The sequence below is a fragment of the Undibacterium sp. TC4M20W genome, from assembly GCF_049340245.1.
In the GTDB taxonomy this organism is placed as follows: domain Bacteria; phylum Pseudomonadota; class Gammaproteobacteria; order Burkholderiales; family Burkholderiaceae_D; genus Undibacterium.
Genome location: NZ_JBMPPI010000042.1, coordinates 27064 through 43733, shown reverse-complemented (window position 1 = coordinate 43733; position 16670 = coordinate 27064). Strand labels below are relative to the sequence as shown.

The following is a 16670-nucleotide window of genomic DNA, read 5'->3' as shown; positions in this document are numbered from 1 at the left end:
TGGTCATCTATCAGTTCTTTTGGCATCGCTCTCCACCCTGACAAAACAAGATAGAAAGTTAACACTACTCATGAAAAGTTAACAGCACTTTTTTTCAGTCGTTTTAATTTCGCAACAGCCTCTAAGTAATCTGACGGGGGCAGGCGCAGGGATAATGAGCCGGAGCCGCAAGCTGGCGCATTTGTTACCTTGGGTAAAAACACTGGCAATGCCAGGGCTGCTCGTATAATTTGGCGGGTCCTGTCATTGCTTGTGTTTGCCGGTATGAATCAATCCCAATTGCGTTTTATTTTCATCGCTGCCGCGCTCATGGTGGCGGTATTTGCCTGGCTGTTCTGGCATCAGGATGGGCCTGTGGCCGGTGCTAATGCTAATGCGAGTGCCAGCGCAAGTGCTGATGCAATCGCCAGCGCCGCAGCTTCTGCCCCTGCGCAGTCAGCAGCCAGTGCACCGCTTGTGACAAAACTGCCAGGCGTCAGGGATGAACCCGGCATGCTGCCCGCCCCCACAGCCGAAAAGTTTGATATAGCCGTACTCGAAGACCGTGCCCTGCTCTCGCAATACCTGAACCCGGCCCAGCGCCAGCAAGCTCTGGCCCAGCTGAAAAACCAGCATTGCGAGAGTCAAAAAATAAGCGTGTATTTCAAGAAGGATGTTGCCGAAAAGCTGCTGGTCAGCGATTGCTATTACCTGGTATCGCCCGGCCAAGACGGTAACCCAGGCTGGTACGACACCGACTACGGCATCATGCTGGCCGTCGATAAGACCGGCGTCGTGGAATTGAAAGACATCACACAGTTCAAGTTCATGTATGAAAGCAGCAAGCTCAGTGCCGTCACCAGCCTCAACAAAAATGGTCGTCTGCAACTGTGGCTGGATGGGCTCATCTGTGAGAACGATGGCGCAGATGATAATGATGATGAGGGGGATGCTGCTGCCAGCAATGCCGCAAGTACTCCAGCCAGCGCAGCAAGTCAGCATAAGAGTTCACTGGCAGGCTGCTGGTCCACTACCGTCGTAGAAGTTAATGGTGACAAGCTCGAAATGTTCAGGCACTGAGCAAGTGCTTCACCGTCCAGCGATCATTACACGTCTGCGTGTCAAAAGTGCCTTTATCAGCACAGACAATGAAATATACCAGCCTAGAAAAAACGGATTAAGGAGCAGCGTGCCCACTACGACATGCCACCCGCCCTGCTTCTGAAAACCATGCTTCTTGAGGGCAACTTGAATCTTGTAGGCCCTCGTCGTCAGGAAAATGAAATTAAACGAAGCAAAGAGCATGAAAAACAAGCTCACTAGCGGATTGACTGGCCTACCTGTCACTACCGAATACCAAAAAATACCGAGGGTAAGCAAATAAATCACAAGGCAGACACCAAGCTGTTTGATATACTTGTCCAGGCCAATTTCGCCCCAAATCTGCGCATGTGCAGCGGTGAACGTTACTGCTTCACTTTTCCTGCTATCCCTGTATTCAGTCTTGATGTCGAATACCGGCCCCATAGTTTCCATAATTATCCTGATGTTGTCATGTTTGGGAAAACACCCTGCTCAGGGCGCATTGCATTGCACCGCGTAGTGTATCCGAGCGGCTGCCAGATTGTCACTGGGCTTTTCTTCTTTTTAAGGACAGGAGACAGAAATTGCATACGTCCCGGTTCCATACATGAATGCAGATGCGAAGGGCAAGTTGGCTCGGGTTCCCTTTGATTTTAAGCATATAATTCTTCACTGACCAATATCAGGTACAAGCAGAACCATGTTTGAAAAAATTTTATCCAGACTGTGGAAGAAAAACATTACGCCAGCCAAGAAAGAAAGTGATGCTGCCCCCAGGGACTTAAGCCCCCAGCAGCCGGACAATACGTCTTTCGCACCTCGATGGATGGATGCGACAGACCCGGGAAATCCATTTGGCATTGCAGGCTGCGACTGCTTTGCCTACACACAATCACTGAGATCGACCACCAGTCAGCAAAACGTAGAATCCTACTTCAATCTGCGGGGTGATTTTGGTAACAGGCTGATAGGACTCCTTCCTGACAACTGCATGGAAATACCATGCTCGCTTGAATACGCGTATGCCGGGGAAATTGCTGATGGTGCCTGATTCAAGTCACAGGCTATGGAAGAAAAATGGGATATTTACCTTTACCAATCCAGGATTTATTTCTGCCGTAGCTGGACTGGCGTCCTGGCGTATGTAGGTGAAATCGAATTTAATGATGGTAAAGTACGTATCCATAAAATTTATGCTCCCCGTGAAATTGCTGAAGACGACACTGAATACGCTATCAGGCAAGTTGACTATCTCAACAAAGACCATCTCTTCAAATCAGTCGAACCACATCCATTACCCAAAAATTTTCCTTTGGATTTGGACAAAATCGCAGCCTTTTCATTTAGCCAGTATGGAAGCAAATGCTGCTTCGCGACTTATGAAGACACGATCAATTTTAAATGCCCGCCACGAAAACCAGTCTGACTCAGAGGCAAAGGCGGCAAAAATTCTCCTTAACACAAGGGTAGCGCAGCCTTGTACTACAATGACATTCATCATCTTTTCTTAGCATCCCATGCCTGACACCCCCATCAACGCCCTCTTCGTCTGCAGCCGCAACCAGTGGCGCAGCCCGACTGCCGAGCAGGTCTGGCGCAAGCACCCCATGGTGCGCGCCCGCTCTGGCGGCACCAGCCCGAATGCCCGCCACCCGGTCTCTGCCGCTGACATAGAATGGGCAGAAGTCATTTTTGTGATGGAAGAAAAGCACAAGTCCCGCCTGATGGCCAGCTACCGCAACCTCATAGGACACAAGCCTGTGCATGTGCTGGATATTCCTGACGAATACAAGTACATGGATGCAGAACTGGTGGAACAATTACAACAAGCTATAGGCGACATCCTGGGTTTAAACTGATTTTTAAAATATTTAAAAAAACCTGAACCCTTTTAAGCACCTGAACACTCTTGGTCTATGTCATTCATTACAAAGAGGAGTTCACCATGTTTCATTTCAAACGTAATCTGCCCCATTGGGAACGCGCCCTGCGCATCATCAGCGGCCTGTTGCTGTTCTGGCTCGCATACAGTGGTCAAGTTGGCGGCATGCTGAACTGGGTTATCATCGCCAGCGCTGTTACCATGATCATGACCGCCTTTGTCGGTTTTTGCCCCGCCTGCGCAATACTGGCGAACTACAACAGTAGGAAATAGAGTGCCTTCCACTTGCGCGACGATCATGACTGTGTTGCAAATGCTCGTGATAGCTTGCTATCACTGTGCTTTGCGCCTTGTCCTGATCGCCGGGCAAGCGTCTTTCACTTCTATCTCCTACTGTTATAGTCCGCCAGGGCGCAAATACCTGGATAACTGAGATGAGCCTGTCCCGCCCTCAATTACTGGAAGCCGCCCGGCAAGGTGATGGTAAAGCCATTGCCACATTGCTGGAAGTCTGCCAGCCCGATCTCAAGCGCTTTGCCCGCCGCACCTGCTCAAATGCCGAGGATGCCGAAGACGCGGTGCAAATGGCCTTGTGGTCGCTGTACCGCAAGGTAGGCGCGCTGCGCTGTGCGGCGACCTTTGCCACCTGGATGTTCCGCATCGTTGAACGTGAGTGTTACCGCCTGTTCCGCGTCAAGAAATACCATGAAGCCCTGGATGAGCTCAATGAACACGACATGCCCATGGCCAATATGGTACCGACTGACTTGCGCATGGACCTGGTACGCGCGATGGAAAGGCTGTCACCCCCTTACCGCGAAGTGCTGATACTGCGTGACGTGCATGAACTGACCGCCCCCGAAGTCGCCGCCCAACTGGGCCTGAGCCTCGAAGCCGTCAAAAGCCGCCTGCACCGCGCCCGTGCACAGGTGCGCGAGCAATTGCTGAACAGCGGTTACTGGCTCAAGGATGGTGCACCAGAGGTTGCCAACGCTGCCGGAGTTACCGGAGTTGCTGAACCTGATGGAGGTAATCATGTTTTGTAGCACATCTGTGAGGGTGCATTTGCTGCGCGGTCTTGGTGCGTTGGCCCTGGTGGTCGCCGCTTTCTCGCTTGAACCTTTTGGCATGATCTGGTCAGGCCTGGCCCTGATTGCTGCATTCTTACTGATGCGCGGCTGCCCCATGTGCTGGATGATGGGTTTGATTGAGACGATTTATGAGAGGCGGAAGAAGAGCTAACCGTAGGTTGGATTTCCTGTAGGTTGGGCTTCTCGTAGGTTGGGCTATGGGGTATCAGCCCAACACTGGGCCTCAACAAACATATACATTATTTAACCCCCTACTCTATTTCTGTGCTTCTATAGATGCGATAAAGGTCGTAGAACCATCGCCCTCCCAGTCTGAACTGGTTTGCACATAATTGGTGAGCTCCTGAAGATATTCGAATCTGAAGAACGCAGAAATATCTTCAAGGACTCTCCTATCTATTCCACGCGATATTTTGTGCGCAAGAAGTCTGGCAATCAACTGCTGATAAGATCGTCCTAAAATTTCAAATTCAGATTCCAACGGCCCGTCTTCCACATGCCAGCGCACATAAATTTTCTGCGCTCTCAGGTAAGCAGTAATGGAATCGCCATTTGTCTGCCACAGTATCAGGAATTCATCTGCACACGGAAATGCGTCGGGATACTTAACGAAAGCACTGAACAGAGTATCAGGTGATTGACATATATGTTTAATTTCATCGGGCAAAATCTCGTCCCAAATAGCAAAAATATCCAAAGGAATATTTTCCTTCCTGATTGCGTCAAATAGTTCTTGTTGCCTTTGGACGACTTGCATTGAGTGATCCTTTATAAACTCAAAATCATCGAATTGAAATTGCCAGTGCAGCGCATGGCATGTTATCCGATGAGCTAACCATGTGCAATTGCCTCAGTCCAACTGTCAGCATTTCAATAGCCTTAACGTCTGTTGAGGCCGAGTGTTGGGCTGGTGAAGCGTAGACAAACCTACGAAGTCTGCATTCTTACTGATGCGCGGGTGTCCCATGTGCTGGCTGATGGGTTTGATTGAGACGATTTATGAGCGGAGGAAGAAGAGCTAACCGTAAGTTGGATTTCCTGTAGGTTGGGCTTCTCGTAGGTTGGGCTACGGGGTATCAGCCCAACACTCGGCCTCAACAGACGTATACGTTATTTAAATGTCGAGTGTTGGGCTGGTAAAGCCTAGCCCAACCTACACATTGAGTGCAAGTGTTACAGTGAATGAGCAGGAAAGTATTCAGAAGCAATCACACATCTACTAATTTCAATTTCTCTTTAAGCTGTTCACAAGAAAATAGCTGTTCAACAGGATTTTCAAAGATCGCATGCCATTTACGGCAAAAATCATAAGCCAGTTCATAATAAGATTGTGGAATTGTATCTCGGCCAAAATCAAAAAATATGCTTGCTTTTGGCTTTGTGCCTAATTTTTCTTGAATTTTTTGTAGATAAACTATACAACTATCATCCCATATCTCTTCCTTGTAGATCAAATCCATGAAAGCGTGAGCATCTCCTTCTGGAAATGGCAAAAAGAACTCTACCTCATCTTTTGAATTCGACTGGGCCTCCCAGCCCCCACGTTCAAGAATGAAGTCACGCAAATTTGCATAGGAAAATGCCTCTGCTATATATAGATGTCCATTCGAACTCATGACGGGGCCTCGTTTTTTTGTGATAGCTAATAATTGCAATATAAGTTGAGCGTAACAATAACTTGTCTTGGTACACAGAATATACGAATTAGAACCTCCCTTCCAACCTAATTCTGGCACTTGTGATAACTCCCTGAATCATGGATACTTGACTCACTCCTACCCCACAGTGAGGCTATCCATGACCCCAGATCAGGCAAGCTCCGGCACGACTGCGCAGTTGAAACCTACGCTGGGTAGTTTACAGTTGTGGGGCATTGCGGTGGGGCTGGTCATCTCTGGTGAATATTTTGGCTGGAGTTATGGCTGGGCTTCTGCCGGGACCTTGGGTTTTACGGTGACGGCGCTGTTCATTGCGGCGATGTACACCAGCTTTATCTTCAGCTTCACTGAAATGACTACGGCGATACCGCATGCGGGTGGGCCGTTTGCGTATAGCAGGCGGGCTTTTGGCCCTCTCGGTGGCTTCTTTGCCGGGGCTGCGACTCTCATCGAATTTGTATTTGCACCGCCGGCCATTGCGCTGGCAATAGGTGCCTACCTGAATGTGCAATTTCCTGAAATCAATCCCAAGACGGCGGCGGTGGGGGCTTATCTGGTGTTCATGACACTGAATATTCTGGGCATACAGATCGCCGCAAATTTTGAGCTGGCCGTCACGCTGCTGGCGATCTTTGAATTGCTGGTGTTCATGGGCGTGGTGTCTCCGGGTTTTAGCATGAGCAATTTCACCAAGGGTGGCTGGGCCGGACAAGATCATTTCAGCATCGCATCGCTGCCCGGCATGTTTGCGGCTATTCCGTTTGCGATCTGGTTTTTTCTGGCGATAGAGGGTGTGGCGATGGCGGCAGAAGAATCGCGCAACCCGCAACGCTCGATACCCATTGCCTACATAGGTGGCATCATCACCCTGGTGGTGCTGGCGATAGGTGTCATGGTGTTTGCCGGTGGCGTGGGTGACTGGACCAAGCTGTCGAATATCAATGACCCATTGCCGCAAGCGATGAAGCTGATAGTCGGCAATAACAGCAACTGGCTGCATATGCTGGTGTGGCTGGGCCTGTTTGGTTTGATCGCATCTTTCCACGGCATCATACTTGGTTATTCAAGGCAGATTTTTGCACTGGCGCGTGAGAATTATCTGCCGCATTTTTTTGCCAAAATCCACCCGCGTTTCAAGACACCGCATCGCGCAATTCTGGCAGGTGGTGCCATTGGAATCGCTGCAATTTATAGTGATGAACTGATCAAGATAGGTGGTCAAAGCCTGACGGCGAATATACTGACCATGAGTGTGTTTGGCGCGCTGTTGATGTATATCGTCAGCATGCTGGCCCTGTTCAAACTGCGTCGCACAGAGCCGGATATCGTGCGGCCATTCCGTGCGCCGTTTTATCCATACTCACCAGCGTTTGCGCTGATCAGTGCCTGCATCTGCATGGCAACCATGATCTATTACAATCTGCTGATATTCGGGATTTTTTGCCTGTTCATGCTGCTGGCTTATATCTATCATGCGATGACAGTGGGCAAGCGTTTACCCTTACAGGATGAAGCAGACAGTAATCCCATGACCACGGAAACCGCAACAAGATGAGCATAAGGCCTGCCCAATTCAGCCATATCGTCGGCACGCGCACTTACCAGTTCCGCGACCTTAAAGACTTGCTGGCCAAGGCCACACCGCTACGTTCTGGCGATTTGCTGGCAGGTGTCGCCGCAAGCACTGCGGAAGAACGCGTGGTGGCGCAAATGTGTCTGGCAGAACTGCCGCTGAAAACCTTTCTCAATGAAGCACTGGTACCTTACGAGAACGATGAAGTCACCCGCCTCATCATCGATGAACATGATGCCACTGCCTTTGCCAGCATCAATCACTTGAGCGTGGGAGATTTTCGTAACTGGTTATTGTCTGATGCAGCAGATACTGCAACGCTGACGGCGCTGGCACCTGGCATAACACCAGAAATGGCGGCCGCCGTCAGCAAGCTCATGCGCGTGCAGGATTTGATTTTGGTGGCCAAGAAATGTCGCGTGGTCACCTCATTTCGCAATACCCTGGGTCTGGAAAATCGCATCGCCACGCGCCTGCAACCTAACCACCCTACGGACGATACGACAGGCATCGCCGCCAGCATACTCGACGGCTTATTGTATGGCAGCGGTGATGCTGTAATAGGCATCAACCCCGCAAGTGACAATGTGCCACAAGTCATCAAGCTGCTGCACATGCTGGACGCCATCATAGAACAATATGCGATACCTACTCAATCTTGCGCGCTCACACATGTGACCAATACCATGGCGGCAATCGAACGTGGTGCGCCGGTCGATCTGGTGTTCCAGTCCATCGCAGGCACAGAGGCAGCCAATAGCAGCTTTGGCATCAACCTCGCCTTGCTGGCTGAAGCACGCAGTGCCGCCCTGTCACTGGGGCGAGGCACTGTGGGCCAGAATGTCATGTACTTTGAAACCGGCCAGGGCAGTGCCTTGTCAGCCAATGCCCATCATGGCATGGACCAGCAAACCTGCGAGGCACGTGCCTATGCAGTCGCACGCAAATTCCAACCGCTGCTGGTAAATTCTGTCGTCGGCTTCATCGGGCCTGAATATCTTTACGATGGTAAGCAAATCATACGCGCAGGTCTCGAAGACCATTTCTGCGCCAAGCTGCTGGGCCTGCCCATGGGTTGCGATGTCTGCTACACCAATCATGCCGAGGCAGACCAGGACGACATGGATATCCTGCTGACTTCCCTCGCCACCGCAGGCTGCAATTTCATCATGGGCGTGCCGGGGTCGGACGACATCATGCTCAATTACCAGAGCACGTCTTTTCACGATGCACTGTATTTGCGGCGTGTGCTGGGCTTGCGTGCAGCACCTGAATTTGAAGCCTGGCTCAAGCAGATGGAGATATACAAGCACGACAATAAGCGCGACAATAAGCACGATGAGCAATTACAATTACATGATGCCCTGCCGCAGGGTTTTGCACCTGCACTCAAAAGACTGACATGAGCACCAAGCCTCCTGTCCATGCCAACCCATGGCAAGCCCTGCGCCAGTTCACCCAGGCGCGCATTGCCCTGGGCCGTGCTGGCGTCAGCGTACCGACCGGTGCGCAACTGGCCTTCCAGCTCGCCCATGCACAGGCTCGTGATGCCGTGCATCAGGCGCTGGATGTCGCTGCACTGGCGCAGGCTTTGCAAGCTGCTGGATATGCGAGCATGCATGTCAACAGCGCGGCGCATGACCGTCATACCTATCTCCAGCGGCCAGACCTGGGCCGCCGATTGAATGAAGCAGGACGCCAGCATCTGGGCCAATTGTCATCCCCGGTTAGCGATCTCGCCATCGTCATTGCCGATGGTTTATCAGCCCCTGCCGTCGCACAAAATGCCCTGCCCTTGCTGGCAAGTTTGCAGGCCAGACTCACGCCCGACAACTGGAGCCTGACACCCATCGTCATCGCCACCCAGGCCAGGGTTGCGATAGGAGATGAAACAGGTGCGCTGCTGAATGCGCGTGCGGTACTCGTCTTGATAGGAGAAAGACCTGGCCTGAGTTCTCCCGACAGTATGGGAGCCTACCTGAGCTGGGCACCGCAACCAGGTTTGACTGATGCTGCGCGCAACTGCATCTCCAACATACGGCCCGATGGACTTAGCTACGATACAGCAGCGTACAAGCTGCATTATTTGCTGACTGAGGCACGCAAGCGCGGCTTGACAGGTGTGGCGTTGAAGGATGAAACAGACACGCCAGTTCAGCTTGGCAGCCAAAGCGTGTCGAATTTTTTGCTGGAAAAGTAGGGTGCGCCATGCGCATCGTTTCTCGCTTATTTAGCTTATATAATTTGTATGTGAAAATTAAGCGGTGCGCACGGCGCACCCTACCCGCTGTTTAACATCCATTGCAACTGCCGTAATGTAGGGCGCATTATAATGCGCCGCATGTGATTTCCGCATCCACAGGTAATTGACATTGCCGTACACTACCCGCACATACGGTGCATTGAAATGCACCCTACATCAAGGCTACGCTTGAGTTTAGTAGGGTGCGTTACAACGCACCACTCAAGCGACCGGATAAGCTAATTGGCTTTGCATATGTGAGGGCAAGAATGCCCCATATCTCATACCACTAGCAAGCCCGGTTTTTTAAAACCTTGCTTTGACATACAGCGACGGCCCATTCAGGCGCAGGTTCAATTGTGCACTGTCATCACGGCCAAGGTCACGTGTGAGGCTGATTCTGGATATGCCGTAGTCTGCCACGATACCGATATTCTCTACCGGGAACCACTCTGCACCTATCGTCGCCGTATAGATATGGCCATTGATGCTGCCGCCATTTTTCTTCACGCCAGAAGCCTCAACGAACATGCGTGTTGCTGGTGTGAACGCATGGCGCCAGCCCAGCTCCAGCAAGGGTGCAAAAGTGCTACGCTCAAAACTATCTGCGCCACCATTGCTTATGCCAGCTACCGAGCCTGTCACCGTGCCGCCCACAGTCGCCCGGTAATAGGCTGCCCCAAGTCCCAAACCCACCACATCAGATCCCTGCCCCATCCACCAACGGTAAGCCACCTGGCCTATCTCCAGCCGCGCATCCGCCGCCAGTGCAGCAGTGCCGTTCAATGGCTGACCATTCAGGGTCGTGCTGCCGTTGAGACTGGAGGAATAAGATTTATCGTAGCGATAATAATCAAAAGAAATACCCTGGCTGTGGCCCAGCAAAAAATCTGCCTTGATCCTGGGTATGGTCACTCTTTCACCATCATAAGACGGGGTTTCGTAACGGCCCGATGTGGTGTTGACGCCAAGTTGAAAGCTGGTATCGGCATTAATGGCGCCAAACGACACGCTGGCACGGTCAAGCGCAGGCGATACCGTGGTATCTGCCGCAGATGCTGTAGATACGGCTGCTGCCATGCAACTCATGAGCAGCATTGCGCGGGCAGGTTTTGCAAGCTGCGTACGCAAATTAAATTGTTTGAATTGTGAAATAAATTCTAGTGTAAATCCAGCCATGGAATGCTCCTGATGATCAATTGTTCTTCAAAAATTGTGCGTGCACTTTTATATTTTTTTGTGCATCGCGAATAAGAGAAGGATAACAATCCGGCACAGCAAATTAAATGGCGGAATTCTCAAAATTGGGTCGGCGGTGTCCTACATGCAAGATAATGTCAGGTATAGAAACCGATTGTTGATACGTGGGACTACCACACTTCGCTGACACGACTATCAATGACGATGCACAGTCGTATCTACGCTCAATCAGGGATATTTTCAGGAACGTTTACCAGAACTCATGTCATCAACGGGATGATATGCATTCTTTAAAATTCACCAGACCCACACAGTCTCAGTGCAGGCCCGGCAAAAAATCACTCAGGCAAAAACCGCATTCAGACTAGCAATGATCGCCGTCTGGCTGCCATCCGCCAGGGGAACCGTTACAGTGCTGCCTTTGAAAGCGACCACGCTTTGTCCGGACGAGGCCGATTGCGTGAAAGGAGTGCGGGAACTGGCGTGGGCCATGCTGCCGTAGGGGCCATAAGTGGTGCCGCTTTTTCCGGTCAGGGTCAGTTGCAGGACGCACTGCCAGCCAAACCATGTACCTGTATAGCCAGAGACGGACACTATCGGATCGTTATACGGGATGTTGGCAACCTGGCTGGTTCCACTATTGCCACCGTGCTGCAAAGTGGTGAAGATGCCGGTTTCCTTGTTCTGAGTACCGATGTTGTAAGGGCCGGTGCCGGTATTGACGGACTGTATGGCGTTGAGCACATCGCCGGAGCGCACTGTTACTTGCGTGATATTCGGGTTGCCCGCTGCTGCGATAATCGCGGTGTCGTCAAAGGCATTGCCAACAGGCGGATTAGCGAGCTGATCAAGGATCATGAATTGTGCCTGCTCGAACTGGAAGTTGCCAGAGTTCAGGCGCCACATGAACACATCCTGATAATTGTACTGCTTGCCACCGCTGTTAAAGCCTGTGGAAACAGCATTCCATACCTGTTGTGCGCTGGCGTTAGGTGCTGAATTACCTGGTTCAAACTGCGCGCCATAACCGATCACGGACGGCGAAATACCGGCATTGATGAAGCTGGATAAAGGAGTGCCGTCGTAGAATTGCGGCGAGACAAAATCGAAGGCGCTGTTAACCGTGGGATAGTCGATGGAATCAGTCGGCCAAGCAGGTGTAAATGACAGGAAATATTTGACAGGTTGCTCATCAAACACCTGGCGTATCTTGGAAAACAGTATATTGAACTGGTCCTGGGTCATGTCGTCAGAGACATCGCCTTCCCAGTCTATATCAAGGCCATTCATGCCATTGCCTTGCAGATAGCTGACAAGATTATTGGCAAATTGTGTTGCCTGCGTTTGCGGATCACCTGTCTTGGAAAAAATCGCAGCCAGGGTATTGGCGCCTGAATACACCATCGTCGCCAAAAACTTGATGCCGGGGTTGACCTGGCGCGCATCATGCAGCACAGAATTCAGATAATCCTGATTGCTGAGCCCGCCTTCATGCGTTGAACTGCCAATTTCTATGGTGTCACCATTTACGGCCGGGGTGACGGCAAAAAAAGCGATGCCGAGAAAGTTGGCGCTGTTATAGGTTTTATTGCTGATGAGTGTTTGAAAGCAACTGTTTGTGCTGTTGTAGTTGGTGCCGGGTGGTTCATCTTCGTTCAGATAGATCCACGCATTGATGCCATTTGCCAGGTCTGCCATGTTGATACTCCTTTGGATTGATGTGATAGTTTGCCTATCCTCAATATGCAGCCATCAGCATGATGGCCGTAAAGGCCATAAAGTCGGCGCGAAACCTCATGCCATCTGCATATCTTCATAAAGAAATCGGACTGGGTGGGCTTTGCAATCGCGCTAAAAAGCGGATTGACGTTAACTTTTCCGGTATCAATTCCTATACCAGGAGCAGCATCGGAGATTGCTGAAAAGTTAACATTTTTATTATATCAAAAAAACAATTTATTACCAGTTTTTTTGCTTTTTAAATATGATCTATAGGCCCCAAGCCTTTTGATGAGAACAACTGAGTTGCTGCGTCAAAGGCGGGCTCCAGTCCACCACAATAGTCAAGTGCGCCAAAAGTATGGGCGAGGTCTTTCAACCAGACAAAAAAGTCTGAGGCCAACACCAGGCCTGCGTCCTTGCAGTCTTTGGTGGATAAAAGTATGACTACATCAAAAGCATTTTCGCCATAGATAATCTGCATGCTTGGATTTTTCAGCATTTGCTGATCAATCTTCATTTCATGAAGATTTAAGAAAAAGCTGCTGTAGTTTTCGCCTTTGAATATCTGCGCCCAAAAGCTTTGACTAAAGACGTTTTGAAATTCAAGTTCTCCAAGACCATTTTGCTCAAAGTTTCGCACATTAGAAATATCGATAGCGAGCCTGGACATCAAAGATGCAAGCTGATTTACAGGAACTGATTCCAGCAAAAATTCTAGTAGCCCATTCAATCTGTAGCCTTTACAAGTTTTATCCGTGTGGTTCTTGTAGCGCGATCTTCAGAAACGCAGTCGCGATATCGCCTCAAGTATAAACTACGCGCATGCTCAATTAGCGTGCGAAAGCCGCAGAATATACTGGTAGCCCATTCCTCAAAAAATCCCCAGTCCGTTTCTGGCGAGACTGTCCAGGTCTGAACATCAATACTGCCTGCTCTTGTCCAACACCATATAGACACCTTAAAGAGGAAGAGCATGATAGAACTGAACAATAAAGTCGCCATCATCACCGGGGCAAGCTCAGGCATAGGGCGGGCTGCGGCCTTGCTGTTTGCCAGCGCAGGGGCAAGCGTGATTGTTGCTGCGCGGCGGCAGCCTGAGCTGGATAGTCTGGTAACACAGATACGGCAGGCGGGTGGCCGTGCTGCAGGCATCGCGGGCGATGTCAGGCAGGAAGCCTATGCGCAAACCCTGGTTGAATTTGCCGTACAAGAATTTAGCGGCCTCGACATTGCCTTCAATAATGCAGGCACCATGGGTGAAATGGGGGCAACACCACAAGTGTCTGCCGCAGGCTGGCAAGACACGCTGGACACCAATCTGAACAGTGCATTTTTTGGCGCGAAATATCAGATACCTGCAATGCTCAAACGCGGTGGCGGCAGCCTGATTTTTACATCTAGCTTTGTCTGTCATACAGTGGGTTTTCCTGGTGTAGCCGCCTATGCCGCCAGCAAGGCGGGGTTGAATGGCTTGACGCAAGCACTGGCAACAGAATTTGGTGCGCAAGGCATACGCGTGAATGCGATCTTGCCTGGCGGCACAGAGACACCGATGGCACATCAAATGAATCACACGCCAGAGGCCATGGCCCAGGTCGCCCTACTGCATGCCTTAAAGCGTCTGGCACAGCCGGAAGAAATTGCGCAGGCAGCATTATTCCTGGCATCGGATGCATCGTCATTCATGACTGGTACCGCGATGCTGGTGGATGGCGGGGTGTCGGTGAACAGGACTTGAGGCGGGTTCCTTACGTGTACTGACATTCCACTGGTAGGGTGCGCCGTGCGCACCGTTTTTTAATTTTACTGATACCTGTAACGGTGCGCGCGGCGCACCCTACGCACCCTACTCACCTTGCTTGCATTTGCATATATACAAGTTCCTGTTTTTTTGCGATGATGCTGACTCTTTTGGCAAGGCATTGCCCCACTCCCGCTCAGCAACAAGGTTTTTACATGGCTACCGAAGTCGAGATTCAGAATTTGTACATCGCTTATTTCAACCGCCCTGCCGACAAGGCTGGCCTCGCTTACTGGAAGGATGTCAGCCTGAGTCTCTTGCAGATCGCGCAGAGTTTTTCTGAACAAAAGGAATATGCGAGTGCCTTTGCCGGGTTCACGGCAGAACAAACCATTAATGCCCTGTACAACAACCTGTTCAACCACAAGGCTGACACTGATGGCTTGGCGTACTGGAGTGGCCAGATCAAATCCGGCAAGGTCAGCATAGGGGCAGCAGCGATTGCGATTTTGAACGGTGCCACAGGTGCAGACCAGATGGCGGTGCAATCCAAGAATGCAGCGGCAATTGCATTCACCAAAAAACTGGTCGCTGATCCTTTGGCAGATTATGCCTATAACCTCGGTGGCGCGGCATTCAACACAGCAAAGAACTGGCTGGCCCCTGTGGTTGATATCTCCAGCGGTATTGATGCCATCAACAGCCTGGTCAGCATCACTGAAAAATTAACGTCGAACGCAGCCTACGGTAACGACAAACTGGCAAACGCAGTCCTCGCACCTGTGCTGGCGAGCCAGAACAATACAGGTAGCAAGACTGGGGACTTTTATTTCAGCGCAGACGATAGCCAGTTGCTGGCATCGAATACCAGGCTGACAGGCAACGGCGCAGCAGTGGCGCTCAATGTCAACAGCTTTTTTACGCCAGTCTCGCACAGCGGTGCAGTTGTTAGCGCCGTGCAGACACTGAACCTGCAAGCGGGTGCGGACACCAGCAATGCGGGCAATGATTTCCTCAACAGTTTCACGGTGATCAATGCCAACCGCATCAGTGGCGGTGACAATATCGTGCTTGGCAATCTGTCTGGCCAGACTGTGAACCTGAATAACCAGAGCGGTACATCGACAGTCACGCTGGGCGGCATCAACCAGAGTGTCACCCAGGCTGCAGCGCAGGCTAACTCTATCGTCAAAAGCAGCAGTGCCAACCTCAAAGGGGCGAGCTTCAATTTCAGCAATACCGGTACGGGCGACCATACACTGGAACTGTCTGACAGCAGTGGTTTCAAACTGGATCGTGTCAACATGATAGGCCTCAACAAGATCATCGTGCGCGGAACCGACGACACCAGCCTGGACGTCACCCCGTCGCGCGATCTGGCCATCAACCTGTCCAGCAGCAAAAATGTCACTATCGCTGCGAAGGGCGGACAAAATGTGAGTATCACCGGCGTCAAGGCATATGGGCTGACGCTGTACGGCAACAGCAAATTTACGATAGAAAACAGTCAGTTTTCCAGCATCGACCTTTCCGACAAAGGTGGCACACTGACGGTCAAGGAGATTAACACCGAAGACCACACTATCTACAGCTCCGTGCCTACCAAACTTGACGTGAGCAATGGCGGCGGTGGCACGATCAAATTCTCTGGTGCCGGTAGTTTTGACATCACGGGCGCGGGCAGCAAGCCCAAGGCGTATTTTTATGAATTTGGCGCAACTGGTGACATCAGCCTGACCACGGCCGGTACCAATTCTGTGGGCTTTTACGAGTTCCTGGGAACCGGGGCAGTCACCGTCAATCTTGGTGGCACTGGCATGCTGTTCCTGGGTGCTTACTCAACGCACAGCTCAACGACAGTAAATGTCTATCAACCGGGTTCCAGCATATTTATAACGGGCAACGGTGCACTGGTGAATGTGCTGGAGACAGAAGGCAAGACTGGTAATTTTAACTTGACGACCAGCAGTTCCACGCCAACCAATATCAAGCTTGCCAGGACGGGCGGCGGAAATGACAAGATGGAGATTAAATATTCGACAGTAGAAACCATCAAGACTGCGCTGTGCACCATTAGCAATTTCAATGTCACTGGCAACGATAAATTCGCCACAGGTACAGCGGCGACATCACTGAGTAAAATCAGTATCAACAGTTCTGACTTTGCCAGCCTCGCCAGCAATATTGCCAGCAGCGCGGCCGCAGCCGGACAGGCACTATCGGCAACTGCAGGGCAGGCATACCTGATCACAATCGGCAGTGGCGAGGCCGCAGGTACTTATCTGTATGAACACACTTCTACAATCGCCAATACTGTTGCGGGCACAGATGTCATTGTCAAACTGCTTGGTGCCAGCCAGTTTGGTGCAGCAGATATTGTCGATTACGCGTATTGACAGATAGTAGAGATGCAGGGACATGCTTGTCCCTACACTCTTTTGCCAGGTGCCTGCACGTACACTTGACGCCCCCGCCTACTACTGGCACACTACAGCTTCC

General features: G+C 51.0%; 18 protein-coding genes. 12 read left to right on the top strand and 6 right to left on the bottom strand.

All coding sequences use genetic code 11. The features are described 5' to 3' along the window. Positions 1–264: 264 nt before the first annotated feature. A complete protein-coding gene (locus ACO0LL_RS28415) occupies positions 265–1059 on the top strand; it encodes a hypothetical protein (protein WP_422954189.1) in 795 nt (264 codons plus the stop codon). Positions 1060–1068: 9 nt separating this feature from the next. Here ACO0LL_RS28415 and ACO0LL_RS28410 read toward each other — a convergent pair whose 3' ends face one another. After that, positions 1069–1515 carry a hypothetical protein gene (locus tag ACO0LL_RS28410; RefSeq protein WP_422954188.1) on the bottom strand — a complete coding sequence of 149 codons (447 nt, stop codon included), beginning with the start codon at positions 1513–1515 and terminating at the stop codon, positions 1069–1071. A gap of 247 nt (positions 1516–1762) precedes the next feature. Here ACO0LL_RS28410 and ACO0LL_RS28405 point away from each other — a divergent pair, with 247 nt between their 5' ends. From ACO0LL_RS28405 to ACO0LL_RS28380, 6 genes are all read left to right on the top strand, one after another. Beyond that, positions 1763–2113, top strand: a complete 351-nt coding sequence (locus tag ACO0LL_RS28405) for a hypothetical protein (RefSeq protein ID WP_422954187.1) — start codon at positions 1763–1765, stop codon at positions 2111–2113. Between the two features lie 15 nt (positions 2114–2128). Next, positions 2129–2488 carry a hypothetical protein gene (locus ACO0LL_RS28400; RefSeq protein WP_422954186.1) on the top strand — a complete coding sequence of 120 codons (360 nt, stop codon included), beginning with the start codon at positions 2129–2131 and terminating at the stop codon, positions 2486–2488. A 91-nt stretch (positions 2489–2579) separates the two neighbouring features. Next, the gene (locus ACO0LL_RS28395) at positions 2580–2921 is read left to right on the top strand and encodes a low molecular weight protein tyrosine phosphatase family protein (RefSeq protein ID WP_422954185.1); all 342 of its coding nucleotides are present in this window, start codon (positions 2580–2582) and stop codon (positions 2919–2921) included. 86 nt (positions 2922–3007) lie between these two features. Then, positions 3008–3217, top strand: a complete 210-nt coding sequence (locus ACO0LL_RS28390) for a YgaP family membrane protein (protein ID WP_422954184.1) — start codon at positions 3008–3010, stop codon at positions 3215–3217. A gap of 161 nt (positions 3218–3378) precedes the next feature. Beyond that, on the top strand, positions 3379–3990 hold the full coding sequence (locus ACO0LL_RS28385; protein ID WP_422954183.1) for an RNA polymerase sigma factor: 612 nt from the start codon (positions 3379–3381) through the stop codon (positions 3988–3990). After that, entirely contained in the window at positions 3980–4186 is a 207-nt protein-coding gene (locus tag ACO0LL_RS28380; protein ID WP_422954182.1) for a hypothetical protein, read from the top strand. The genes ACO0LL_RS28385 and ACO0LL_RS28380 overlap by 11 nt, the downstream gene beginning before the upstream one ends. A gap of 105 nt (positions 4187–4291) precedes the next feature. On the opposite strand, the gene ACO0LL_RS28375 is transcribed toward ACO0LL_RS28380, so the two are convergent. Next, positions 4292–4792, bottom strand: a complete 501-nt coding sequence (locus ACO0LL_RS28375; RefSeq protein WP_422954181.1) for a hypothetical protein — start codon at positions 4790–4792, stop codon at positions 4292–4294. 451 nt (positions 4793–5243) lie between these two features. Then, a complete protein-coding gene (locus ACO0LL_RS28370) occupies positions 5244–5651 on the bottom strand; it encodes a hypothetical protein (protein ID WP_422954180.1) in 408 nt (135 codons plus the stop codon). Positions 5652–5832: 181 nt separating this feature from the next. Between ACO0LL_RS28370 and eat the strand changes: the two genes are divergently transcribed. From eat to eutC, 3 genes are read left to right on the top strand one after another with little or no spacing between them, the layout of a single operon-like run. Further along, the gene (gene eat / locus ACO0LL_RS28365) at positions 5833–7248 is read left to right on the top strand and encodes an ethanolamine permease (RefSeq protein WP_422954179.1); all 1416 of its coding nucleotides are present in this window, start codon (positions 5833–5835) and stop codon (positions 7246–7248) included. Next, entirely contained in the window at positions 7245–8672 is a 1428-nt protein-coding gene (locus tag ACO0LL_RS28360; protein ID WP_422954178.1) for an ethanolamine ammonia-lyase subunit EutB, read from the top strand. The genes eat and ACO0LL_RS28360 overlap by 4 nt, the downstream gene beginning before the upstream one ends. Beyond that, complete coding sequence (gene eutC, locus ACO0LL_RS28355; RefSeq protein WP_422954177.1) at positions 8669–9466, top strand: ethanolamine ammonia-lyase subunit EutC; 798 nt, start codon at positions 8669–8671, stop codon at positions 9464–9466. The genes ACO0LL_RS28360 and eutC overlap by 4 nt, the downstream gene beginning before the upstream one ends. A 348-nt stretch (positions 9467–9814) precedes the next feature. On the opposite strand, the gene ACO0LL_RS28350 is transcribed toward eutC, so the two are convergent. The 3 genes from ACO0LL_RS28350 to ACO0LL_RS28340 all read right to left on the bottom strand — a co-directional run bounded on the left by ACO0LL_RS28350 (position 9815) and on the right by ACO0LL_RS28340 (position 13160). Continuing rightward, positions 9815–10687 carry a hypothetical protein gene (locus tag ACO0LL_RS28350; protein WP_422954176.1) on the bottom strand — a complete coding sequence of 291 codons (873 nt, stop codon included), beginning with the start codon at positions 10685–10687 and terminating at the stop codon, positions 9815–9817. A gap of 363 nt (positions 10688–11050) precedes the next feature. Beyond that, entirely contained in the window at positions 11051–12406 is a 1356-nt protein-coding gene (locus ACO0LL_RS28345; RefSeq protein WP_422954175.1) for a glycosyl hydrolase family 18 protein, read from the bottom strand. A gap of 280 nt (positions 12407–12686) precedes the next feature. Continuing rightward, entirely contained in the window at positions 12687–13160 is a 474-nt protein-coding gene (locus ACO0LL_RS28340) for a hypothetical protein (protein ID WP_422954174.1), read from the bottom strand. Between the two features lie 243 nt (positions 13161–13403). On the opposite strand from ACO0LL_RS28340, the gene ACO0LL_RS28335 reads away from it, so the two are divergent. Both ACO0LL_RS28335 and ACO0LL_RS28330 read left to right on the top strand, forming a co-directional pair. Further along, positions 13404–14168: an SDR family oxidoreductase gene (locus ACO0LL_RS28335; RefSeq protein ID WP_422954173.1), complete on the top strand. Its 765-nt coding sequence runs from the start codon at positions 13404–13406 to the stop codon at positions 14166–14168. Positions 14169–14386: 218 nt separating this feature from the next. Continuing rightward, positions 14387–16567, top strand: a complete 2181-nt coding sequence (locus ACO0LL_RS28330) for a DUF4214 domain-containing protein (protein WP_422954172.1) — start codon at positions 14387–14389, stop codon at positions 16565–16567. The last annotated feature ends 103 nt before the right edge of the window (positions 16568–16670 follow it).